At 35.5% G+C, this 22,536-nt stretch carries 21 protein-coding genes and 1 pseudogene; 14 read left to right on the forward strand and 8 right to left on the reverse strand.

Annotated features, from left to right (window positions below; genetic code table 11):
* The coding region (locus HMPREF1208_RS09775; protein ID WP_037559464.1) for a Rib/alpha-like domain-containing protein at positions 1-597 on the forward strand (597 nt) is incomplete at its 5' end.
* Positions 598-733: 136 nt separating this feature from the next.
* On the opposite strand, the gene HMPREF1208_RS09780 is transcribed toward HMPREF1208_RS09775, so the two are convergent.
* The gene (locus HMPREF1208_RS09780) at positions 734-1,915 is read right to left on the reverse strand and encodes a glycosyltransferase family 4 protein (protein WP_016426224.1); all 1,182 of its coding nucleotides are present in this window, start codon (positions 1,913-1,915) and stop codon (positions 734-736) included.
* Positions 1,916-2,516: 601 nt separating this feature from the next.
* Between HMPREF1208_RS09780 and mqo the strand changes: the two genes are divergently transcribed.
* The gene (mqo, locus tag HMPREF1208_RS09785) at positions 2,517-4,022 is read left to right on the forward strand and encodes a malate dehydrogenase (quinone) (protein WP_016426225.1); all 1,506 of its coding nucleotides are present in this window, start codon (positions 2,517-2,519) and stop codon (positions 4,020-4,022) included.
* Between the two features lie 248 nt (positions 4,023-4,270).
* Here the strand turns inward: mqo and HMPREF1208_RS09790 are convergent, their stop codons facing one another.
* Together HMPREF1208_RS09790 and HMPREF1208_RS09795 are read right to left on the reverse strand one after the other, a co-directional pair.
* Entirely contained in the window at positions 4,271-5,641 is a 1,371-nt protein-coding gene (locus HMPREF1208_RS09790; RefSeq protein ID WP_016426226.1) for a HAMP domain-containing sensor histidine kinase, read from the reverse strand.
* Positions 5,634-6,311 (reverse strand): response regulator transcription factor, encoded by a 678-nt coding sequence (locus HMPREF1208_RS09795; protein WP_016426227.1) that lies wholly within the window; start codon positions 6,309-6,311, stop codon positions 5,634-5,636. Before HMPREF1208_RS09795 ends, HMPREF1208_RS09790 begins: the two co-directional genes overlap by 8 nt.
* A 229-nt stretch (positions 6,312-6,540) precedes the next feature.
* Here HMPREF1208_RS09795 and HMPREF1208_RS09800 point away from each other — a divergent pair, with 229 nt between their 5' ends.
* Positions 6,541-7,605, forward strand: a complete 1,065-nt coding sequence (locus HMPREF1208_RS09800) for an ABC transporter permease (RefSeq protein WP_016426228.1) — start codon at positions 6,541-6,543, stop codon at positions 7,603-7,605.
* Positions 7,602-8,303 carry an ABC transporter ATP-binding protein gene (locus tag HMPREF1208_RS09805; RefSeq protein WP_016426229.1) on the forward strand — a complete coding sequence of 234 codons (702 nt, stop codon included), beginning with the start codon at positions 7,602-7,604 and terminating at the stop codon, positions 8,301-8,303. Before HMPREF1208_RS09800 ends, HMPREF1208_RS09805 begins: the two co-directional genes overlap by 4 nt.
* A 122-nt stretch (positions 8,304-8,425) precedes the next feature.
* Here the strand turns inward: HMPREF1208_RS09805 and HMPREF1208_RS09810 are convergent, their stop codons facing one another.
* The gene (locus HMPREF1208_RS09810; protein ID WP_016426230.1) at positions 8,426-9,211 is read right to left on the reverse strand and encodes a YdcF family protein; all 786 of its coding nucleotides are present in this window, start codon (positions 9,209-9,211) and stop codon (positions 8,426-8,428) included.
* A 308-nt stretch (positions 9,212-9,519) separates the two neighbouring features.
* Between HMPREF1208_RS09810 and HMPREF1208_RS09815 the strand changes: the two genes are divergently transcribed.
* The 4 genes from HMPREF1208_RS09815 (at position 9,520) to tenA (ending at position 13,323) form a co-directional block, all read left to right on the forward strand.
* The gene (locus HMPREF1208_RS09815; RefSeq protein WP_016426231.1) at positions 9,520-9,984 is read left to right on the forward strand and encodes a MarR family winged helix-turn-helix transcriptional regulator; all 465 of its coding nucleotides are present in this window, start codon (positions 9,520-9,522) and stop codon (positions 9,982-9,984) included.
* 14 nt (positions 9,985-9,998) lie between these two features.
* Positions 9,999-11,486: a TcaA NTF2-like domain-containing protein gene (locus tag HMPREF1208_RS09820; RefSeq protein ID WP_231371817.1), complete on the forward strand. Its 1,488-nt coding sequence runs from the start codon at positions 9,999-10,001 to the stop codon at positions 11,484-11,486.
* A gap of 475 nt (positions 11,487-11,961) precedes the next feature.
* A complete protein-coding gene (locus HMPREF1208_RS09825; RefSeq protein ID WP_016426233.1) occupies positions 11,962-12,504 on the forward strand; it encodes a TetR/AcrR family transcriptional regulator in 543 nt (180 codons plus the stop codon).
* Positions 12,505-12,645: 141 nt separating this feature from the next.
* Entirely contained in the window at positions 12,646-13,323 is a 678-nt protein-coding gene (gene tenA, locus HMPREF1208_RS09830; RefSeq protein WP_016426234.1) for a thiaminase II, read from the forward strand.
* Between the two features lie 104 nt (positions 13,324-13,427).
* On the opposite strand, the gene HMPREF1208_RS09835 is transcribed toward tenA, so the two are convergent.
* Positions 13,428-14,051: a hypothetical protein gene (locus HMPREF1208_RS09835; RefSeq protein WP_016426235.1), complete on the reverse strand. Its 624-nt coding sequence runs from the start codon at positions 14,049-14,051 to the stop codon at positions 13,428-13,430.
* Positions 14,052-14,362: 311 nt separating this feature from the next.
* On the opposite strand from HMPREF1208_RS09835, the gene HMPREF1208_RS09840 reads away from it, so the two are divergent.
* Together HMPREF1208_RS09840 and HMPREF1208_RS09845 are read left to right on the forward strand one after the other, a co-directional pair.
* A complete protein-coding gene (locus HMPREF1208_RS09840) occupies positions 14,363-14,689 on the forward strand; it encodes a thioredoxin family protein (protein ID WP_016426236.1) in 327 nt (108 codons plus the stop codon).
* Positions 14,690-14,790: 101 nt separating this feature from the next.
* Positions 14,791-15,693, forward strand: coding sequence for an alpha/beta hydrolase fold domain-containing protein (locus tag HMPREF1208_RS09845; protein ID WP_016426237.1), 903 nt, complete (start codon positions 14,791-14,793; stop codon positions 15,691-15,693).
* Positions 15,694-16,167: 474 nt separating this feature from the next.
* On the opposite strand, the pseudogene HMPREF1208_RS12470 reads toward HMPREF1208_RS09845, so the two are convergent.
* Positions 16,168-16,251, reverse strand: a pseudogene (locus tag HMPREF1208_RS12470) (hypothetical protein); the annotation flags it as partial.
* Between HMPREF1208_RS12470 and HMPREF1208_RS09850 the strand changes: the two are divergent.
* Positions 16,214-17,200: a PTS sugar transporter subunit IIC gene (locus tag HMPREF1208_RS09850; protein WP_231371823.1), complete on the forward strand. Its 987-nt coding sequence runs from the start codon at positions 16,214-16,216 to the stop codon at positions 17,198-17,200. The pseudogene HMPREF1208_RS12470 and the gene HMPREF1208_RS09850 overlap by 38 nt on opposite strands.
* Positions 17,201-17,342: 142 nt before the next feature.
* Here the strand turns inward: HMPREF1208_RS09850 and HMPREF1208_RS09855 are convergent, their stop codons facing one another.
* Entirely contained in the window at positions 17,343-17,828 is a 486-nt protein-coding gene (locus HMPREF1208_RS09855; protein WP_016426239.1) for a thioesterase family protein, read from the reverse strand.
* 176 nt (positions 17,829-18,004) lie between these two features.
* Here HMPREF1208_RS09855 and fni point away from each other — a divergent pair, with 176 nt between their 5' ends.
* From fni to HMPREF1208_RS09870, 3 genes are all read left to right on the forward strand, one after another.
* A complete protein-coding gene (gene fni / locus HMPREF1208_RS09860) occupies positions 18,005-19,036 on the forward strand; it encodes a type 2 isopentenyl-diphosphate Delta-isomerase (protein WP_016426240.1) in 1,032 nt (343 codons plus the stop codon).
* A gap of 261 nt (positions 19,037-19,297) precedes the next feature.
* On the forward strand, positions 19,298-20,503 hold the full coding sequence (locus HMPREF1208_RS09865) for a GTP-binding protein (RefSeq protein WP_016426241.1): 1,206 nt from the start codon (positions 19,298-19,300) through the stop codon (positions 20,501-20,503).
* Between the two features lie 458 nt (positions 20,504-20,961).
* Positions 20,962-22,161 (forward strand): IS110 family transposase, encoded by a 1,200-nt coding sequence (locus HMPREF1208_RS09870; protein WP_281182775.1) that lies wholly within the window; start codon positions 20,962-20,964, stop codon positions 22,159-22,161.
* Positions 22,162-22,206: 45 nt separating this feature from the next.
* Here HMPREF1208_RS09870 and HMPREF1208_RS12685 read toward each other — a convergent pair whose 3' ends face one another.
* Positions 22,207-22,485 carry a hypothetical protein gene (locus HMPREF1208_RS12685; RefSeq protein WP_442852182.1) on the reverse strand — a complete coding sequence of 93 codons (279 nt, stop codon included), beginning with the start codon at positions 22,483-22,485 and terminating at the stop codon, positions 22,207-22,209.
* Positions 22,486-22,536: the final 51 nt, after the last annotated feature.

Raw genomic sequence — 22,536 nt, forward strand, 5'->3', positions numbered from 1 at the left:
ATTCCAAACTATCCAGAAGGTAAAGAAACACCAAAAGTTACTATCGATGACCCAACACAATTACCAGATGGTAGTCAATCAGGTACAACAGATGTGGGTGTAACAGTGACGTACCCAGATGGAACGACAGACCATATTACAGTATCAGTGACAATCGGTGAGCAAGTGGATAAAGATGGCAATGAACCAAAAGTAGAAGGTATTACGAAGAAAGGTACGGGTGTTACTGTTGAAGATGTGATTGGCGTAATCACAGTACCAGACTATCAAGAAGATAAAGGCACACCACAAGTGACAGTAGACAATCCAAACCAATTGCCAGATGGAACACAATCAGGAACAACAGATGTGGCTGTAACAGTGACGTATCCGGATGGCAAAGCAAGTCATATTAATGTCCCAGTAACAATTGTAGAACAAGCTGAAGGTCAGTCTGAAGAAAGTAAAAATAATGAGCAAATTTCGAATAAAGGTAACCAAAAATCATTACCTGATACAGGTGGAAATGATAATAACGCTACAGTATTCGGAACATTATTTGCAGGATTAGGATATCTACTATTTATTGGACGCAGAAAGCGTAATAAAGATCAATAAATGAAGTGATTATTAAAAATTGAAGGGGACAAGTTCTCCCCTTCAATTACCTTTATAACTTATGAAATAGTTGTAAATTTATAAAAATAAAACAAAGCCATTCAAAGATGAAACAAATATCTTTGAATGGCTTTTATTATGAGTTTATATTGTGTGGCTGAACGACGGCATCTATAGTGTCTTTGAATTGTTGATATATGGCTTCTGGTTGGTAGTTGTCTACAGTTTTATACCCATTTTGTATAATCGGTTTAAGGTATTTAGAGCTATCATATTCCATGATTTCCAATATTTGCATTGCCAATTGTGAGGGTTGGTGGTGTGGAACTAAAAATCCATTTTGACCGTGATTTATGATGGATTCGGGTCCAGTGTTGCCATCAAAACTAATCACGATGCTCCCCTGATTCATTGCTTCCAAAATGGTCATGCCAAATCCTTCGTTGCGCGATGGTATGCAAGTGATCTTACTTTCAGCAATATAGGTACTTAAGTGTTGCGTTGTTGGACGTAAAAAGATTAAATCTTGAATGCGTAAAAAATTGATTTGTTGTTGTAAGGCTTCTTTTTCACTACCGTCACCAAAAATAGAAACAGTGTAACCAAAGTCTCTTAAATCATCTTGAATTTCAAAAATGGCTTGTATTAATAGATCGAACCCTTTTTCATATTCAAATCGACCTGCAGCAATAATTTGTCGCTTTTTCATAATGTGGTGGCGTTTTTCATCAATCATATTGGTAACGACAAAAATTGGAATATCCAAGTATTCAGCATAGCGCTTTTTGTCTTGAACCGTTAAAGTTGTCACTGCGCTGAGTTGTGGATAATAAGTCAGAATTTCATCTTTTAATTCAGGGGAATGGGCATCTAAGTTCATATGTTCCATTCCGATTGTTACTTGGTGATGTTTACCAAACCGAGCAATTAATATGTTATGGCTTGCACGCGTGCCGACAAAAACATCTGATTGATCATTTTGAATGGCATGGATGATTTTTTTCTCAATATAACTTGAATATTGACGATAGCCGGGCTCGTATTTGGATAAATATTTTGGTTTTAATAACGGTGTAAATTTACGAATTCGGTTGGCAGCGAGCGGCATCAAGTGACGTATTCTGAGTTGATAATAGATGAGAGGCTTGACGATGACACGTGAATCAAGATTGAAATAGGGTTTATCTTTAGATTTGAAAATAGAAATAATTGTCACTTGGTGTCCTTGACGAACGAGTTGGTTCGCGAGGTTTGTAATGGTTTTTACTGTACCGCCAACTGCATAAATGTTATGCATTAAAAAAGTGATAGACTTCATGTCGCATCCCTCAATTGCTTGCTTTTTATATATTATATCATTCTTAAAATCATTAGTGTTAGAGAAGTGATAATTTTATTCGGAATATTTGAAAATTTATATATACATAAAAATGTTAATTTGTTTGAAAGTAAAAATAGTAGTATTAAAAATTCATAATTTTAATCGCAAACGCTTTTTTCTTCTATGATTAAGGTATATAATTGAAGTAATAATCATCATGATGGGTGTACTTTGAGGCACATTTATCAAACAATTTTGAAAGATTGATGATGATTCATTTGAGTCAATGTGAGTTTGAGGCTGACGCTGTCACCATGTTACGTCAATTTTTACATATTTCGCGGTGAGATGGCGCAATCCATTTGATTACGTACTCACGCTTAACAAAGGGCAAAGCTGGGAATATGAATGAATTCACATTTAAGTGTGGTCGCTAGTTGATACGTAGCCAGTGACGTACTTCTATTGCTGCTTAAACTAAAGCCGTTAGAAGTTGAGCGCTCCTCACGGGATAGAATGTGGCAATGGATTCTGGGTTAAAATTGTCTATCCTACATGCAAACAAATGATTTAAAACGAAAAGGGGGACTGGATTGTTATGAACAACTTACATAACAAGACAGATGTCGTACTTATCGGCGGCGGAATTATGAGTGCTACATTAGGAACATTACTAAAAGAGTTGGAACCAGACTGGGATATTAATGTTTTTGAACGCTTAGATGAATGTGCGCAAGAAAGTTCAAATGTATGGAATAATGCTGGAACAGGTCATTCTGCATTATGCGAATTAAACTATACAAGCGAAAAAGAAGACGGCACGATGGATATTTCTAAAGCGATTAAAATTAACGAGCAATTCCAAGTGTCTAAACAATTTTGGTCATATCTCGTTAAAAAAGGTCAATTACAAAATCCTGAAGCATTTATTCGTACAGTACCTCATATGAGTTTTGTAACTGGGGAAGAAAATGTAAGATTTTTAGAAGCACGTGTAAAAGCACTCCGTGAAAATGTACTGTTCCAAGGCATGTCTCTAGCAGATGATTTTGAAACATTAAAAGAATGGGTGCCTTTAATGATGGAAGGCCGTGAAGATACAACGACACCGATTGCGGCAACGCGAGATGAATCGGGGACAGATGTCAATTTTGGGGCATTAACACGTAAGTTATTGTCACAAATTAAAGCCAAAGGGGGCGCGCTGTATTACGAACATGAGGTGTTAGACTTAAAGCAACATAAAGATGGAACTTGGACTGTGAAGATTAAAGATTTAAAAGAAAATCGTGTTTTCACAGTGTCATCTAAATTTGTATTCATTGGGGCAGGGGGCGCTAGTTTACCGTTATTACAAAAAACAGGTATCCCTGAATCCAAACATATTGGAGGCTTTCCGGTAAGTGGGCTGTTTTTAGTATGCAAAAATCCAGAAGTTGTGCAAAAACATAGAGCTAAAGTTTATGGTAAGGCTGAAGTAGGTGCACCACCTATGTCGGTTCCACACTTGGATACACGTTTTATTGATGGTGAACGTGCATTATTATTTGGTCCTTTTGCAGGTTTTTCACCTAAATTTTTGAAAACAGGTTCATATTTAGATCTCATTAAATCTGTGAAACCTAATAATGTCACAACTATGTTAGCAGCGGGTGCGAAAGAAATGGGATTAACGAAGTATCTCATCCAACAGCTGTTACTTTCAAATGATCAAAGAATGGCGGATTTAAAAGCCTTTGTACCAACTGCACAAAATGAAGACTGGGAAGTAGTTGTGGCCGGTCAACGTGTTCAAGTGATTAAAGATACTAAAGAAAAAGGTAAAGGCACGCTTCAATTTGGTACGGAAGTGATTACTTCTAAAGATGGTACACTTGCGGCACTTTTAGGCGCATCACCAGGTGCTTCTACTGCAGTTGCAGTGATGCTCGACATTTTACAACGTGCATTTCCAAATCAATTTAAAGAATGGGAGCCACGTGTAAAAGAAATGGTACCTTCATTCGGTAAGCGTCTTACAGATGAAATCGAACTTTTTAAATCTTTGAATCATGAAATTTCAAAACAATTAAAATTAGATGAGTCTGGTACATTATTAAGTTAATAGTGACTTATCTTTAAATATAGAAGTTATAAAGGCGTAACCAAAGCCTAATGAATGGGACAAAACTTGAAATCAAAAGTTTTGTCCCTTTTTTTAATGACATAATGAAATTGAACCTCATTTGTTAAATAATAAATGAGGGAAACGCGGGGGAGCTAAGGTGATTACTTTCTTATAGAAACGAAAGTCTTTTCCAGATTCAGATTGTTACAGCTTATGTGCGTTCTGCTCAAGGCTTTAGACTCTTGTTAAGCATGGCGTGGCAATATGATTGTAAATGTCGTGCCGTCACCCAGTTGACTGTTAACGCTAATTTCTCCATGATGGCGTTCTATAATAGATTTTGTAATTGCTAGGCCTAATCCATTGCTATCAGTATGTGATGTCGTTTTATAAAAACGCTCAAAGATGTGTTTTTGAACTGATTCAGACATACCAGGGCCATCGTCTGTGACCTCAAAGTAAACATTCTTATCATTTGCTGTGAGTTGGATTTCAATCGTCCCATAAGTATCTGTATATTTAATCGCATTACGAATGATATTTTCAAAAGCCTGGGTCAGTAAACGTTGATTTCCTTTAATCGTAACTTCATCCAGATCATATATTAAGACTTGATTCTTTTGGTCAATCGCATAGTTTTCGTTTTTTAAGATAGCCAATACACATTGATGTACTTTGATGTCATCGTCAAATTGAAGATGTGCATCATTGTCCAGTTCAGATAACAATAGAAGCTGACGTGTCAATTGACTTAAGCGATGAGTTTCATCATAAATCTTAGCAATATAGTCCGATTGTTTAGGTGTTGTTTTTTCTTGTTGTAATTGGGTTAATAAATGATGAATATGTGTTAAAGGCGTTTTAATCTCATGAGAGACATTTTGTACAAAGTGTTGGCGCATATCATCGAGTTGTTTTAATTCAAGGCGCATCGTATCAAAATGTTGTTGTAATGTCCCCAATTCATCACGACGTGTAATAGCAATTGGTGTTGCGAAATCACCAGACATCATACGTTCTGTTGCATTTCTAAGTTGTTTCACAGGCTTCACTAAAGCATAAGTGGACCAAATAACAAGTAAAATAGAAATAACAACGAGTAATACGAGTAAAACGAGCAGAAAAATTCTAAATTCTGCAAAGGTATGACCGATATCAGGTCGGATAAATACGGCATAACGACCATGATCAGTTTTAAATTGAGTGCCGACTGTATTACGTGTTTCATTATCAAAAAAGCCAGTAATAAAAGGATGAAAAGGTCTTTTTGCGATTCCGTGATAGTCATGACCGGATAAGACGTGTGAAATTGTTGCGCGATTTAAATTATCTTTCCTAAAAGGTTCTCCGAAAGATTGAACTTCCCCCTTTGCATTGTATGCGACCACTTGATAATTAAGATTTCCTAATAATGTTAAATAGCGCTTTAAATCTTGTTCTTGCTGTGCTTCTTTATAAGCTTGTGCGCGTTTTAAAGTAGCCATTATTTTCGCATCGTTTTTGTCTTTGAGTTCAAAGTGATAATAAATATTGGAAATTTCAAAACTTAAAAGGGCGCTAATAATCATAACCGTCAGTGTATAAATAGCAAAACGAGAATAAAGTGATTTAAGCATTTTCCATCACCTTATAACCGATACCACGAACGGTTTCGATATGGATATTAGCTCCAAGCTTAGCCAATCGCGTGCGCAAGCGTTTAATGTGGACATCCACAGTTCTTTCATCCCCCTCATAATCCAAGCCCCATATTTTTTCAATCAGTGATTCACGTTCAAAAACTTGTCTAGGGTAAGCAACTAATAAACTCAGTAAGGCAAACTCTTTATTAGGTAATATCATGCCTTTAGACCCCACTTTTACTTCTAATTGACTTTGATCTATTGTTAAATTTCCTAATGTCAGTTGTGTAGCTGTTTCGACTTGATATCGTCTTAATACAGCTTTAATTCTAAAGACAAGTTCAGCCACTTCGAACGGTTTTGTGACATAATCATCTGTTCCAGCTAAAAAGGCGCGTTCCTTATCGTTTAGGGCATCTCGTGCTGTTAACATAATGACGGGATATTCATAGTCATATTTTAAAGTTTGGCATAGCTCAAAACCGTCCATACCGTCCATCATAATATCTACAATTGCAATATCAATCGTGTGCTTTTCAAGGTAACTCAGTGCGGCTTCTCCACTTTTTAATGAAACGGCATGATAGCCTTCATGTTGGAGGCGTGTTTCGACATAGTTTAGTATTTCAGGGTCATCGTCTACGATTAAACACGTGACTGGCATGCTTCCACAACCTTTCTTTTATAAATGAGAGCGACGTTTCATAATTTGTTATCTATTGTATCATGTCTATTTTGAAACTGGGTAACCAAAGGTGATTGTTGCACAGCGCTCCCTAAACGTCTTTCACGAAAATATTTAATAAAAATGATGAAACCGTCTATTGTTCATATTCAGTTCATATTTCCGAAGTAAACTGTGAGAGAAATGAGAAAGAAAGGGAGTCGTGTTCATGTCTATTGCATTAAATGAACTGAAGTTTCATAAATTTAAATATCTGTTAATTACGTTTATTGTGATCTTACTGGCAAGTATGGTGCTCTTTATTACGGGATTAGCACAGGGCTTAGCAAGAGAAAATATTTCGCTTATTGATTCCTTTAAATCAGAACAATTTGTGATTCAAAAAGGCGTGGATCAACAACTTGAAAAATCGAATTTGTCAGATTCGGAACAGCAAGCCGTTGAAAAATTCGTTACGCAGTCTCCTTTAAAATTAACCATGGCAACTGGAAAATTTAAAGGGGATACGATGGATATGTTATTCGCAACAATGCCGAAGCAAGAATTACCTTCATTAAAAGCAGGTCAACTTCCACAACATGACGGGGAAGTCACTATAAATAGTAAACTCGAGGGAGAAGGTTTACACATCGGTGATACGATTCATATCAAAGGGAATGATACAAAATTGAAAGTTGTCGGCTTCTTCGATGATGCGATGTATGCACATACGAATGTGGCATTGGTCAATGAAGGCGGTCTTAAGAAAGTTGCCAATCATCAAAGTGCGACTGCTTTATACTTTTTGAATCATGTGAGTAAAAATGATATTGACCATCTTAAACAGATAAAAGATGTGAAAGTCGTAAATAAAGACGATTTAACGGGTGCAATTCCAAGTTATCAAGCAGAACAAGCACCACTGAATATGATGATTGTCAGCTTATTTGTAATTACTGCTATTGTTTTGACTGCATTTTTCTATGTGATGACGATTCAAAAAACGGCAGAAATCGGTATTTTGAAAGCAATCGGAATGAAGACAAGTCACTTATTATGGTCATTACTATTCCAAATTCTGTTTATTACAATCATTGGTGTCTTGATTGCATTGGGAGTTATTGCAGGCCTTTCCGCAGCATTGCCTGTTACAATGCCGTTTCATATTAGTATGATGAACATGGTGCTCGTTGTGATTGTCTTTATCGTGGTCGCCGTGATTGGGGCGCTGTTATCGTTGATTCGTGTTTTTAAAATTGACCCTATTGAAGCAATTGGAGGTGGAAATCAATGAGTTTAATTGTCCAAGATTTAGTCAAAACGTTTGGTAAGGGTGAAGCAGAGACCAAGGTTCTGAACAATATTAATTTTGAAGTCAATCCCGGTGAATTTGTCATTTTAAATGGTGCATCTGGATCGGGTAAATCAACATTATTATCTATTATTGGCGGGCTGCTTTCTCCTACAGAAGGTCAAGTTTTATTAAATGGTGAAGCGTTCAATCATTTAAATCAAAGTGAATTAACTGAAAAAAGATTAAAAGATATTGGCTTTATTTTTCAAGCTGCACATCTTGTGCCTTATTTAAAAGTCAGTGCGCAATTAGAATTGGTAGGAAAAGAAGCGGGAATGAGTAAAAAGGCGGCTCGTGAACGTGCGGTTGCGCTGTTAAAACGTATTGGCTTGGCACATCGACTAGATGCCTATCCACATATGCTATCTGGTGGAGAAAAGCAACGTGTGGCGATTATGCGTGCTTGGATGAATCAACCACAATTGTTATTAGCGGATGAGCCTACCGCAAGCTTAGATGCAAAGCGTGCAACGGAAGTGGTAGAAATGATTAAAAGTCAAGTGAAAGAAGAAGGTGCAATCGGCATTATGGTGACACATGATGAGCGATTATTCGACTATGCTGATCGTATGATTTACCTGAAAGATGGTCAATTATCTGATAAAACGCATGCATCAAAAATAGCAGTTCAATCATGAACTTGATAAGCTTTTAAATCATATAAAAAGAAAGACTCGATTTTTGAAAATGTGTAGTAGCACACGCAAAAGTCGAGTCTTTTTATTGTGATGAAGTGGACAAACAAATGGCACATGCACGTTTACATCAATAGCCCATAGATACCGATAAGAACTTGTACGATACCAAAAATCCACCAAGTAAAAGGATATTTGAAAAGCAATCCACAATAATCGTGGAGTAAAGAGATGCCAAGGCGTGGTGTAGGTGCACCGAAACCAGTCGCTTGAATCCCTTCGCGTTGTGCAATACGAAGGGCACGCATAATATGAAAGTCGCTTGTGACGATGACTAATTTTTCGATATCTGATGCATCCAAGTAAGCTTTAGAAAATATAATATTCTCTTGTGTGTTTGTCGAAGCGTCTTCTAAAACGATATGTTGCGGTGAAATACCATGTTGTATTAAATAGCGTTGCATAGCTAATGCTTCTGGTATCGGTTCATCGGGACCTTGTCCACCACTCATAATCAATTTGAATTGAGAAGAACCCTGTGGGATCAATGTCATGGCAGCATCTAAACGTGATTTTAATAAAGGTGTCACACGCTCTGTAAAAATACCTGCACCTAAAATGAGAATCGTTGGGTTTTGATATAGCGGTCGTACTTGTTTAAATTGATAAGTCATCAAAAGGTAACATTGCCACGATGCGACAAACACGATTGTCAAGTTAATCAGTAAATCAAAAGGGAGGGTTAAAACACTTGGAATTACGGCTTTCACGAAAAAGCAACCTAAAATTAAACTGATCAGCATGAAATGATATAATAAAACGTACTTTATCGTGTAGTTGCGTTTAATCAAAAATCGAAAAGGTAATGTCGCAATTGCACATAAACCTAACCCTAAAAGTATGCCCATCATAAGAAGCCGATTCTCTCCTAAAATAAAGGTATTGCTAACGATGAGCATATTGATTAGCATTAAAATATAAAACAATGAAATATTTAATATACGATGTGGCTTTATCTTTATAAATATTAAGATTATAATGTAGCTTGTTAATAAAAAATAAGTGAGTATATTCATTTAAATAAGTGTGTCCTTTATTTGTCATTTACAATCATCATACTAAATTCTCCAAGAAAATGATAAAAAAGACCGTTTCATTATAAAATAATTGTTGTTACGATAGTAAAGATCGTCGAATGTTGTGAAGGTGGTGATGAACGATGGCTGATTCTAAAACAATGAGTCAACATGTAACGTTTATGGGTGAGTTTATGACGAATATGAATGCGTTAACGACAGCGTTATTAAAAGATTTGCGTTCGAAATATGGGGTTTCTAACGAACAATCAAGTGTCCTTTTGATGCTCTCTAGTCATAAATCATTAACTTTAACGGAAATTACTTTAAAGCAAGGTGTCAATAAAGCAGCTGTCAGTAGGCGGATTAAGAAACTCGTGGACCTTGGGCTAGTTCAGTGGATGACAATGAATCATGAATACGATAAACGATTAAAATATGTAGCACTTACCGAAGAAGGGGCAAATTATGTACGTGCATCGCGCGATTTGATAGCTAATCTTGCCAATAAAATGTTATCAGATATTCCGCTTAATCAAATTGAAGCTACGCGGGAAATGCTTGAAAAGATAGATGAACGTATCAAATCTCAGCTCAGTCGTTTATAATTGAGTCGAATAGATTGTTTTTATCTAATGATGCCGTCTTAATGGGGCAATCTAAAAGTTTTGATAAAGGCATCGTTAAAATTTTAATTAGAAGGAATAGAGGTGAAAATATGAGCTGGTGTCCAGTTTGTGAAGAAGAAACGATAAATCAGAAAAATATATGTCGACATTGTGGTAGTCAAGTTTCTTATTCGAAAGAACCTACGCCATCATTGAGTCGACAAACTAAAGGAAACTCAACACCTCCTCATAAAAATCGTCTCCCATTAAAGACGGTCATACCTATTGCTATCGTTACGTTTATTCTAATTTTGTTAATGATTTTGTTTTTATTATTAAGAAATTTCAATTCTCCTGAAGCGCAAGCAAAAATATTAATTAATGCTGTGAATAACGATGACGTCGCAAAAGTATCGAATATTCTTAGTTCAAAGGACAATAAAGTAGGTCGAAAAGAAGCGGCAACTTACATCAAATATATTAAAGATGAAATAGGAATGAAAAAATTTGAAAAAGATGTTTTCCGCACTGTGGATAGTTTAAATCATGAGACAGCCGTTGCTTCTTACGTTAAAACGAAAAAGGGGCAAGATGTTTTACGAATTAGTAAAAATGGGCGGCGCTATCTCATTTTTGATAATATCGGATTTAAAGCACCTACAAAACAAGCTGTCATCAAATCAAATGAAAAAGCAACTTTTGAATTTGAATCAGACGGTTTGAAGAAGAAAATCATTACTGAAAAAGGGCAATCCGTCGCTTTAGGGAATTACATCCCTGGACGGTACGCAGTTGATGCAGTTAAGACAACAGACCGAGGGACTTATGAAGGACAAATGAAGTTTGATTTTGATCAAAGTAGCAACGAGACGATACCTGTAACAGAGGATTTTGAAGAAGCGAAAGTAAAAGTGAAACTTAAAAATACTGAAGGTTTGAATAAAAAAGACTTAATGATTGTCATTAATGGTGAAAAAATTAAACCGCGATCAGATGAAACGTATGAATCATTCCCGCTTAACAAAGATATAGTGATTTATGCGGAAGGAAAATCCTATGATCAAAAGTTTAAGTCGAATGAAAAAGTAATCAAAAAGAATGACATACAGTCTGAAAATGAAGTGGAATTGTCCTTTGATAAGGATGAAATTAAAAAATTTAATGCATCCAAACAAAAGAATACTTTTGACAAAGTCAGTGAGTTTATCAAGAAATACACAGGTGCGCTCAATAAAGCCTATGAAAAATCAGATTTTGCTGAGGTTTCAAGTTATCTATTAAAAGATACATCTAATTATGAGGTCATGAAAGCGAAAATTAATGGACACACACAATATCATTTTACAAACCCCAAAGTGACGAATGTAAGTAAAAATAATGATTTTTATTCGGTGTTAGTTGAAAAAGAAAATGAGCAAGGTCAAATCATTCAATCCCATTATTTAATTGATGGTGATGCCAATGGGGAACATTTAAAAATCGTCAATTATGAAGACTATTAAAAGCATGGCCCATAAGTGAAGCGATAGACAGATTGTGGCTGATGAATAGTGTATTGTGTATTTGTATGATAATATGTCACGATGCTTCGTTCAAAAAGACAGGATTATGAAATCAAAATTAATTTTTTGAATTTCTATTCTGTTTTTTTGTTTCCAGTCATTTAGAAAAGTTGACATTTTGAAGCGACTTCCATTCATATCAACCATCCCAATAGCTCAATATTTGTACATTTAATCGTCACCTGAACGATTTATTTTCTAATTAAAGCTTTGTTCGTCTTTTTTTATATAATTAAATATGATACTTATATAAAAGATGTAGTAAAACAATATACATTTGATAATTATGTCGTTTCAAGAATTTTTTCATTGTAAATGAATTAAAAGTTAGTTTATAATAAACAAAATGTGTATAAAGAGACGCCATATTAAGGGGTAACACCTTTAAGCATGAAGAAAGGTGAAGGTGGGGATTATGAATGAAAAAGATATACGTGTACAAAAGACAAATTTAAGATTATCTCAAATATTTTTAGAGTTATTAGAAGAGCAATTGCTCACTAAAATTACAATTAATCATATTTGTCACAAAGCCAATGTGCATCGAACGACTTTTTATCAGCATTTTAAAGATAAATATGAGCTACTTTGGTATGTTTGTAGAGGTGTGATGAAACCTTATTTTAATTTACAATTTGAAGAGCGGCTATATTATCCTTTTAGCAGTCTGGAAAAAGCATTTGATCAACAAATTATAAACATTTTACAAACACAAAAAGAAAATCCTAAATTTTATCGATTAATTTTAAAACAATTTTCCAAGTACTTTGAAGGTGAGCTGAAATCACATGAGATGACGCTGCCTTTTGAACCGCACTTCCCAGTAGAAGTGTTCGGTTATGTGTATACGTCTACGATACAATCTATGAATCAATGGCGCATTGATTGTAATATTGCATTCGATGCTTATTATATGGATAAACTCTATCAAAAATTAATTAGTTTTAAGCACGAATAACAAATATGAAATGGGCTAACAGAACGACATTCATCCGTTTTACTGGTGAATAAAAATTGGAATCAAATTTTGCCTCTGTTCTTGAAGTTTTCGGAAATTTATGTGATGTTAAATAAAGAAACGATGAGAGGGGATGCGGTTATGACATTTACAGATCGACTGTTTGAACGGGTAAAACCGATTTGGCAAAGTTATCTTGATCATCCGTTTGTTAAAGGGATTGGTGACGGCTCACTTGATCAAGAAAAGTTTAAACATTGGTTAAAACAAGACTATATTTATTTAATCGATTATACGCGACTCTTTGCGATAGGTGTTACTAAAGCGTCGGATTTAGAGATGATGACAACATTCGGTGAGTTAGTCGCAGGCACATTAAATACAGAAATGGCATTACATAGACAATATGCAGCAAGATTTGGCATTTCAGAACAAGAGTTAGAGGAAACAAAGCCAGCGAGTACGACTTTAGCGTATACGAGTTATATGTTGAATCTTGCGCAACGCGGAGATATTGAAAACGTGATTGCGGCTGTTTTAACGTGTACTTGGAGTTATCAATATATTGGAGAAGCGCTGAGCCAAATTGAGGGTGCGATTGATCATCCATTCTATGGGGAATGGATTGAGATGTATAGTTCGGAAGCATTTACGACATTTAAAGACGATGTTGTACGGATCATGAATCAGGTCACAGAAGGTATGCCCGAAGAGAAGTTACGAGCATTAGAAGATATTGTGGTTTATACGAGCTACTTTGAATATATGTTTTGGGATATGGCAGAAAACCTTGAAACGTGGCCAGTGCCTTATAAGTAAGTTGATATAAGATGAATCATTGAAGCGAAATTGTTGTACAGTAAATTAAAATCGAAGCCACCTTCAATCCAAAAGTAATGAATGCGGAAGGTGGCTTCGATTTATTATTTAATTTTCGGACGGCGATTTCTAAAGAATAAGCTAATGAAATAAAGGAATGTCGCAATCCCCATGAAAATAATAGCATTATGTAACGCATTGGCGCCTGCTAATAAATTAGAAGCGTCGACTTGACCAACATAAGGTGCAAGTTGTTTCGCAAATTCATCAGCAACTTCATCAATGTAGTAAAGAAAACCAATCGGAATCAATGTGATGAAAAATGCAATGATGAAATTAAGTATTTTTAAAAGCGTACGATTAAAAATGAGTGTTAATAAAGCTAAGACGATGTTAACAAGAGATAGTATAAAGAAAACATTCAATACTTTAATTAAAACGCTGAGCTTTTGTTCAACTGCAGAAATATCAATGAGTGTAATGCTGCTCAATTGCGTTGTAATGACTTTAAGCTTATCAAAAGTGACATTTTCATTAATGAAACCCATTTTAAACAGCGTATCGGAATACATGCTGTAGGCAGCTATCGTTACAAATACCGCCGCAATTAAAGTAAGAGTAAAACTAACCCATGAGCGACGTTTTTTGCCATAACGCTTACCACGATGAATGGTTTGATAGTCAAACTGTTGCTGGAAATGGGGCTGGGATTGAGATTTCTCTTTCATAAAGGACGCCTCCAAGAATAAGATTTGAGATTTTGAACGAATGATAATGACAATAATATAAGCATTATATTATACCTACGCCTATATTAATAGTCGTAAGCAACAAATCTGAAAGGTTCTGCTCATCGCAATCCTTTTTTTCTTGTCTTTGGATGATGTTTTAAAAAGATTTGTCTTGATAGGTGCTACAATAAATGATATTTTCTCCATCCATATAGGATAAATTTCCTATCAAGTGAAATTTAAAAGCATTCATTGAAAAATGTTTGTATATCAATGTTATCATTTGTATGATAGCAAGGAGGTAGATGATGGAAAGATTAAAAAGTTTAGAAGCCTATGAACAGTTTATACAGACGCATGAAATCGCAATTGTGCATATTTCGAGAGAAAATTGTTCAGTTTGTCATGCGGTATTGCCAAGAGTTGAAGCGCTCGTTGAACGATATGAAGGTTTTGCTTTAGGGCATTTGAGTGCGGATGATGTGCCCGAAATTGCCGGGGCTTTATCCATTTTTACAGTTCCAGTTGATATCCTATTTTACGAAGGGAAAGAAATGCATCGAGAAGGTCGATTTATTGATTTAGATCGTTTAGAATCACAATTATTTAAAATTTATGAGAGCATCAATAGATAAAACGTATTATAATGAAAAAGAATGCGAATGTTCTATTTTAGGAGCCTAAAATAGAATTAATCATAATAAGAGGACAATGTAGACAAAAGTGAGGGATTGAATTGAAACGTAATGTCATGAGTAATTTAATGGGGAGATATTTATCGCATCAACGTCATATTAAATTTAAAACACAAGATGAGATCGATGCCTATTTAGAAAAACGACGCCAACTCAATAAAGAAAAACATAAACAACCTGAGCAAATCAATGTCAAATCGAACTTAGTGAAGGATATGTTTGATGACATGCAAGTTTTTCGTTTTAACTTTGGTCATCATATTAAAAATAAGATTTTATATATTTATGGTGGCACTTTTGTGTTACAACCCTCTGTTTTTCATTGGCGATTTATGGATAAATTAGCTTATGAAACGTTACATGAAGTGGTTTTGCCTATTTACCCAAAAGCACCGGAATATACGTATCGTGAAACGCATCAAGCCATTGAACAAGCGTATCGTCGTTTACTGAAAGAAACAGATGCAGATAATATTGTGATTATGGGGGATGCTTCTGGTGGAAATATGGCATTAAGCTTTGTTCAAAAATTAATGGAGCAAGATGAGCTACCATTGCCCCGCCAGTTGTACTTAATTTCACCTTGGCTCGATCTCTCGCTCTCTAATCCAGATATTACAGAGCAAGTTCAAAAGAAAGACCCTATTCAAAATGTGTTTAGCTTAAAATCTGTCGCTAAAGTTTGGGTCGACGATTTAGAGCGTAAAAATCCGCGTGTGTCACCAATGTATGGTCCAGTTCGTGGTTTACCACCCGTTTATATGTTTGGTGGTACAAGTGAAATCTTTTATCCAGATATGCGTAAGCTTGCTGATTATTTTGAGGCAGAGCAACAGCCGATTCATTTTTATGAATATAAAGATATGGTCACGGCTTTTCCGTTATATCCTATCGTTGAATCTAGAAAAGTTTTAAAACAAATCCGTAAAACAATCCATCCATAAAAGAGATGAAGCCAGACATGCGATGGTGTGCTACTTCTACAATAAATAAGCAGAATGGTCTTTGATGAAAAGCAGATGCAAATGTGCTTTTTATCAAAGTCCATTCTGTTTTTCTATATTGAAGTAGTTTATTTTCGAGGCATGAAAGACAATGCTTTGAGTCAAAACGTTTTGAAAAAATAATAGATATAGCAAGATGAATGGTGAGCGTATGTTCGCGTTATAAAGACAAAATTGAAACGGATTATCGTATTTACATAATAATTTTGTTTTTATAAAGCTTTTTTTGGATTAAATATAGAATCAAATGAACGTCTGAGACAAACAATTTCTTAAATGAAGTAAAGCCCGTGCAATTAAGTAAAATTTTTAGTAGAATTAACTATATGCAAAAATATCAATATTATAAAGTTATTCAGAAATTGATAAATATGTAAATTTAAGGGGCCTTTTCGAATAACAAGAGGGGGACATTATGGATTTATTAATCGGTACTGCTTTTTTAATTTTAGTACTTGTCATTTTCACGTTATTTACATATAAAGCGCCAAACGGCATGCGTGCTATGGGTGCACTTGCGAATGCAGCTATCGCGACGTTTTTAGTCGAAGCATTTAACAAATACGTTGGTGGACGTGTATTTCATAATGCTTTCCTTGAACAAGTCGGCGCTGCAGCCGGAAATTTAGGTGGTGTGGCATCAGCAGGTTTAACAGCATTAGCGATTGGTGTTTCACCTGTTTACGCTTTAGTCATTGCAGCGGCTTGTGGTGGCTTAGATTTATTACCTGGTTTCTTTGCAGGTTATTTAATTGGTTACTTAATGAAATATACCGAAAAATATGTGCCGGATGGTGTCGACTTGATTGTGGCCGTGTTAATCGTAGCGCCATTATCACGAGCTGTGGCATTATTGTTCACACCAGTCGTTAAAAATACATTAATTAAAATTGGTGACATTATCCAAAGCTCAACTGATACAAGCCCAATCATTATGGGGATTATTTTAGGTGGTATCATTACGGTAGTAGGTACGGCACCATTAAGCTCTATGGCACTGACGGCTTTGCTCGGCCTTACAGGTGTGCCAATGGCTATTGGTGCGATGGCAGCGTTCAGTTCAGCGTTCATGAACGGAACTTTATTCCATCGTCTCAAATTAGGTGACCGTAAATCCACAATATCTGTAAGTATTGAACCATTATCACAAGCAGACATTGTCTCGGCCAACCCTATTCCTATTTATATTACGAACTTCTTCGGAGGCGCAACCGCCGGCTTAGTCATTGCTCTTTCTGGACTTGTGAATGATGCGACCGGAACTGCAACGCCAATTGCAGGTTTTATCGTAATGTTTGGTTTTAATCATTGGGGGACTGTCGTTATCTATGGTGTGATTATGGGAATTATTGGTTTAATATGGGGCTATATTGGCTCAATCGTATTCAAAAAATATCCTATCGTCACTAAAGCAGATATGATTCGCCGTGGTGCGACTGACGCTTAAATAATTCGTTAAATAATCCGGAACTTCATATGTAAAGAAGACATGACATGTTAAAAGACTGCGGACGCTTAATTTAAGATTGAGGCGCGCAGTCTTTTTATGTTTCTATAGAAAATGCAGTGCAATTTAAAGCTTTTCGTTATTAGTTTTTTTCTTTTTTAGGTATTTGTATGCGATGCCCCAATTGCTCAGGCCAATCCGTTCTGTTTTGTGAATGGGCATAATGTTGGATCTGTGCAAATATATCTTCAGGATAAGGGGCTGCGTGGCGTGTCGACTTATCAATGCCCATCATCATCGTTTCTGCAGTTGCGGCAACTTCGTTCGTATTGCGATTGATTAATTCTAGGAAGTAATGTGTTCGCTTTTCATCAAAATCGTAAATATTGACTTTAATGGCAATAGGCGTATGCAATGTCAGTTCTTTGAGAAAGTTGATGTGCGTTTCAAGGGTGAAAACAGTATAATTTCTTGCATCTCTTTCAGGATTGGACAAACCGATTTGATCGTGAAAGTGATCAATCGCTAAACTAAAGACACGTGCATATTCTGAGTCATTCATATGTTGATTGCGATCAATCCAATCTTCTTGGACGCTATTTTCATCATAAAATGGAAAGTGAATCATATTAACACCTCGTTTTGCATTTTTGTCATATTATAACGTAAATTTTAAAGTTTTGTGATGTTAAATACTGGTAAAGATAACAGTAGAAATTTGGTTTTAAAGGTCGAAAGGTGTTCATCATGCGATAGGTTATGATATAGTCAAAACAAGAAAAGATGATAAGGGGACGCTACTCAATGACTGAAAAAAGAGAACAACGAAAAAATGAACATGTTCTATTAGCGCTTGCACAAAGTGAAGCACAGCAATCTGATTTTGATCGAATCCAATTTGTCCATCATGCGATACCTACAATTGATGTCGAAGATGTTTCGTTAAAATCAAGATGCCAAGCATTAGAAATGGCACACGTACTTTATGTGAATGCGATGACAGGAGGCTCTGAATGGACAGCTGACATGAATACGAAGTTGGCCCAAGTTGCAGCAGCCACACATTTGCCGATTGCAGTTGGAAGTATGCATGCGGCTTTTAAAAATCCAGATGTGCGTCATTCATATGAAGTGGTACGTCAAAACCATCCAGAAGGACAGATTTGGGCAAATATTAGTGCAGAAGCATCGGTTGCTCAAGCAAAAGAGGCCATCTCAATTGTAGATGCGAATGCACTACAAATCCATGTAAATGCCCCCCAAGAGCTTGTCATGCCAGAGGGACAACGTGAATTTAAACATTGGATGACACAGATTAAAAAAATTGTAGAAGCTATTCAAATACCGGTTATCGTTAAAGAAGTCGGTTTCGGAATGAGTTATGATACGATACAAGATTTGATTGACCATGGCGTGAAATATGTCGATGTCAGTGGACGGGGCGGTACAAACTTTATCTCTATTGAAAATGAGCGTCGTGTCCTTAAAGATATGGAATATTTAAGTGATTGGGGACAATCTACAGTCGTCTCATTATTAGAGGCACGTAATTTAAGTAATCGTGTACATCTTTTAGCGAGTGGGGGAATACGTCATCCGCTTGATGCAGTGAAGGCATTGCGCCTAGGTGCTGAAGCGGTGGGAATGTCTCGCCCTATTCTAAAACGCGTCCATGAAGCAGGTGTTGAAGAGACGGTTCAATATATAGAGAATTTTAAAACACAAATGGCGCATATCATGACTTTACTAAATGCACGAACGATTCAAGAGTTGAGACAGTCAGCGATTGTATTTGATCCTTATTTGAAAAACTGGATGCAACAACGACAACTCTAGCTTAAGATTGCTTCTTAAAATGAAGAGATAGGTTTTCGACATAAAAATCAATGTAACAAAAAATAGGATATTCACCCTCTAAAGTGAACATTTAAAAAATGGAAACTTTGGAGGGCATTTTTATTTTAGAGGACTTCTAAAGCGCTAGATTGATGAAACTTAAACGGTTAAAAGAATTTATCATTGCGTTATTGTAAGAATATGTTATATACTGTAAAACGTAATTATTACGATTTGTAGTAGAATAGAGGAGGGTTTATAATGGGTAAAATACCTGTTACCGTTTTAAGTGGCTATTTAGGCTCAGGAAAAACAACGTTACTCAACCATATTCTTAATAACAGAGAGGGTAAAAGAATAGCTGTTATTGTCAATGATATGAGTGAAGTCAATATAGATAAAGATCTTGTTGCCGATGGGGGCGGATTGTCTCGTACTGATGAAAAATTAGTAGAGTTATCAAACGGTTGTATCTGTTGTACGTTAAGAGAAGATTTATTGAAAGAAGTCGAACGTATTGTTCAACGTGGTGGTATTGATCAAATTGTGATCGAGTCAACAGGCATTTCTGAACCTGTACCCGTTGCACAAACATTCTCATATGTCGATGAAGAGCTTGGTATCGACTTAACAGAAATTTGTAATCTAGATACGATGGTTACAGTTGTGGACGCTAACCGTTTTATTAAAGATTACCAATCAGGCGATATGTTATTAGATCGTGATCAAGCAGTGGGCGAAGAAGATGAAAGAACTATCGCAGATTTGTTAATTGATCAAATCGAATTCTGTGATGTCCTCGTATTAAACAAAGTCGACTTAGTTAGTGAAGAAGAAGCGAATCGATTAGAAGCGATGTTACGTAAGTTACAACCATCCGCAAAAATTATCCGTACAGTAAATTCAGTGGTTGATTTAGATGATGTATTAGAAACAGGACGTTTTGATTTTGATACTGCGAGTCAATCAGCAGGCTGGTTACAAGAACTTGAAGCAGGCGGTCATGCAACACATACGCCGGAAACAGAAGAATACGGTATTTCATCATTTGTTTACAAACGTCGTTTACCATTCCATGCAGCACGTTTTAATACGTGGTTGGAAAATATGTCAGAATCAATTGTACGTGCAAAAGGGATTGCATGGTTAGCCCAATACAACCAAGTTGCGTGTCTTGTTTCTCAAGCTGGTACGGCTGTAGATATTCATCCTGTCACATTTTGGGTCGCAACAATGCCTAAAGCTGAAAAAGCTGCAATCTTACAAGAAAGAGAAGATGTGCGCGCAGATTGGGATCCTGAATATGGAGATCGTCATACGCAACTCGTTATTATTGGTGTAGATTTAGATGAAGAAAAAATTACAGCAGAATTAGATGCTTGTCTATTAAATAGTGATGAAATTGATGCAGATTGGTCACAATTAGAAAATCCTTATTACTGGGAAATTCGACGACAAGAAGCATAAAAAATGAACTGGGATGTCAATCCCAAAATAAAAAGCGCTAAGATGATTTTTAATAAAAGTCGTCCTAGCGCTTTTTTATGATTAAACTTTGTATGAGATGACTTCGCTTTCCTAGTGTACACTATTATAAAAATAAGACACGTGCGTATCATTGAATGAATAATGAAAAAAACGCAATTAACGAGAGAGATTATATATATAGATTAAACATACTAAGATTAGCTGTGAAGAAATTTATGACGATAGATTTCTTCACAGCTATTTTTTATAGTTGTAGAGAGAAGTAGATCGAGTAGACTCTTGGATCTTTGAATCCGCAATTTAAACTGATCAGCTTTACTCTCCTTTTGAAATTCGTTTGAAGTATGTTGGGTTCTTGAAACCGTGTATAGGAAAATGAGATGAAAAAGGCTAAGTAAAGTTCAAAGCTTCTCAATTCTTTAAAGGAGGCTATATTTATCAATTACTTAGGTGTTGATATTAGTAAAAGAAGTAGTGTCGTAGCTCATTATCATAACGATCAATTTCAAAGAGAATTTACCATTCAAAATAATAAAAATGGTTATAATTATTTATTAAAGTATTTGAATGATTTAGACCACCTACAAATCATTTTTGAATCTACTGGTATTTATTCAAGAGGTATGACTCGATTTTGTCGCGTAAATCAAATTAATTATATTGAGATGAACCCGTTAGAAGCTAAATTCAGAACAAGTTCTTTAAGATCATGGAAAACCGATCAAGCTGATGCACATAAACTTGCGCTTTTGGCATTCAATATGAAGGACGCTAAAATTCAACGTCATACTGAAGAAATATATTTTGAGCTTAGAGAACGTGCAAGATTTCATTTAGAAATGGAAAATGATCAAAATAAACTAAAGGTAGAATTAGTTGAAGTGCTTCATCAAACATTTCCAGGCTTAGAAAAGTTATTTAAAAATAGGTACTCTAAGATTGCTTTAAATATAGCTAAAGTATTTCCTCATCCCAATTGTGTTTTCGCATTAACACATGACGAATTAACTCATACCATACTTAATTCAACAGCTAAAGGCATGTCCATTAAAAAAGCTCAAAAGTATACGAATGATTTGATTTCAATAGCACAAAATAGCTTCCCTACAGTTAAACAATCTTCATTTCTCGTAGAGAAATTAAGACATCTATGTGATAAATTACTTAAATCTATGCATGAAAAAGATTTGTTTGATAAAGAGATGATTAAATTAGCTAAGACAACTGATGCGTTTGAAAATATAGTTTCTATTCCTGGGTTAGGAGAATTAACCACTGCTTTACTGATTGGAGAGCTTGGAGATATAACACATTTTGAAACAAACAAACAACTCAATGCGTATGTCGGAATTGATATAAAACGTTATCAATCAGGTAATTCTATGAGCAGAGATACAATTAATAAAAGAGGTAATAAGAAAGCTAGACGTTTATTGTTTCTAATCATCATGAATATCATTAGAGGACGAAATCGTTATAAAAATCATGTTGCAGACTATTACTACAAATTAAGAAAGCAGCCAAATGAGAAACCTCATAAGACTGCAGTCATAGCTAGTGTGAATCGTTTGTTAAAAACCATTCATTATCTTATTACTAACAATCAATTATATGATTATCAAAAAGCACCACACTAATGTAACCATATAATCATATACATCATAACACCTTATTCAAAAAAATTAAATTGAACGGGCTAATTTAGTAATGCTTATTTTAAACATAAAGACTTGACTAATCGTAGGAAGAGTCTGGGACAAAATTGTCTCAGTAATCGATGAAATCCGAGGTTTTCGTAAAAAACGAAAAATCTCGGATTTTTTTCCTTTTACCATCAGTTTAGCTGCACTAGATGCGACTAATTTCCTTAGATTTAATGCCATGAGGACAAAGCCAAACTCTCGTTTGACCTTATTTATCCCCCGCACGGACATTCGATTGAATCCCAAAATAGCTTTCATAAATCTAAAAACGGGTTCTACATCAATTTTTCTTTGATTGTAGATTTTTGT

The organism is Staphylococcus sp. HGB0015, from assembly GCF_000411275.1.
GTDB classification, from domain to species: Bacteria; Bacillota; Bacilli; order Staphylococcales; family Staphylococcaceae; genus Staphylococcus; species Staphylococcus schleiferi.

Coding starts and splice junctions, on each gene's coding strand:
- HMPREF1208_RS09780 (WP_016426224.1), bottom strand. CDS start 1,915: ATGAAGTCTATCACTTTTTTAATGCATAACATTTATGCAGTTGGCGGT.
- mqo (WP_016426225.1), top strand. CDS start 2,517: ATGAACAACTTACATAACAAGACAGATGTCGTACTTATCGGCGGCGGA.
- HMPREF1208_RS09790 (WP_016426226.1), bottom strand. CDS start 5,641: ATGCTTAAATCACTTTATTCTCGTTTTGCTATTTATACACTGACGGTT.
- HMPREF1208_RS09795 (WP_016426227.1), bottom strand. CDS start 6,311: ATGCCAGTCACGTGTTTAATCGTAGACGATGACCCTGAAATACTAAAC.
- HMPREF1208_RS09800 (WP_016426228.1), top strand. CDS start 6,541: ATGTCTATTGCATTAAATGAACTGAAGTTTCATAAATTTAAATATCTG.
- HMPREF1208_RS09805 (WP_016426229.1), top strand. CDS start 7,602: ATGAGTTTAATTGTCCAAGATTTAGTCAAAACGTTTGGTAAGGGTGAA.
- HMPREF1208_RS09810 (WP_016426230.1), bottom strand. CDS start 9,211: ATGATGGGCATACTTTTAGGGTTAGGTTTATGTGCAATTGCGACATTA.
- HMPREF1208_RS09815 (WP_016426231.1), top strand. CDS start 9,520: ATGGCTGATTCTAAAACAATGAGTCAACATGTAACGTTTATGGGTGAG.
- HMPREF1208_RS09825 (WP_016426233.1), top strand. CDS start 11,962: ATGAATGAAAAAGATATACGTGTACAAAAGACAAATTTAAGATTATCT.
- tenA (WP_016426234.1), top strand. CDS start 12,646: ATGACATTTACAGATCGACTGTTTGAACGGGTAAAACCGATTTGGCAA.
- HMPREF1208_RS09835 (WP_016426235.1), bottom strand. CDS start 14,051: ATGAAAGAGAAATCTCAATCCCAGCCCCATTTCCAGCAACAGTTTGAC.
- HMPREF1208_RS09840 (WP_016426236.1), top strand. CDS start 14,363: ATGGAAAGATTAAAAAGTTTAGAAGCCTATGAACAGTTTATACAGACG.
- HMPREF1208_RS09855 (WP_016426239.1), bottom strand. CDS start 17,828: ATGATTCACTTTCCATTTTATGATGAAAATAGCGTCCAAGAAGATTGG.
- fni (WP_016426240.1), top strand. CDS start 18,005: ATGACTGAAAAAAGAGAACAACGAAAAAATGAACATGTTCTATTAGCG.
- HMPREF1208_RS09865 (WP_016426241.1), top strand. CDS start 19,298: ATGGGTAAAATACCTGTTACCGTTTTAAGTGGCTATTTAGGCTCAGGA.
- HMPREF1208_RS12685 (WP_442852182.1), bottom strand. CDS start 22,485: ATGAAAGCTATTTTGGGATTCAATCGAATGTCCGTGCGGGGGATAAAT.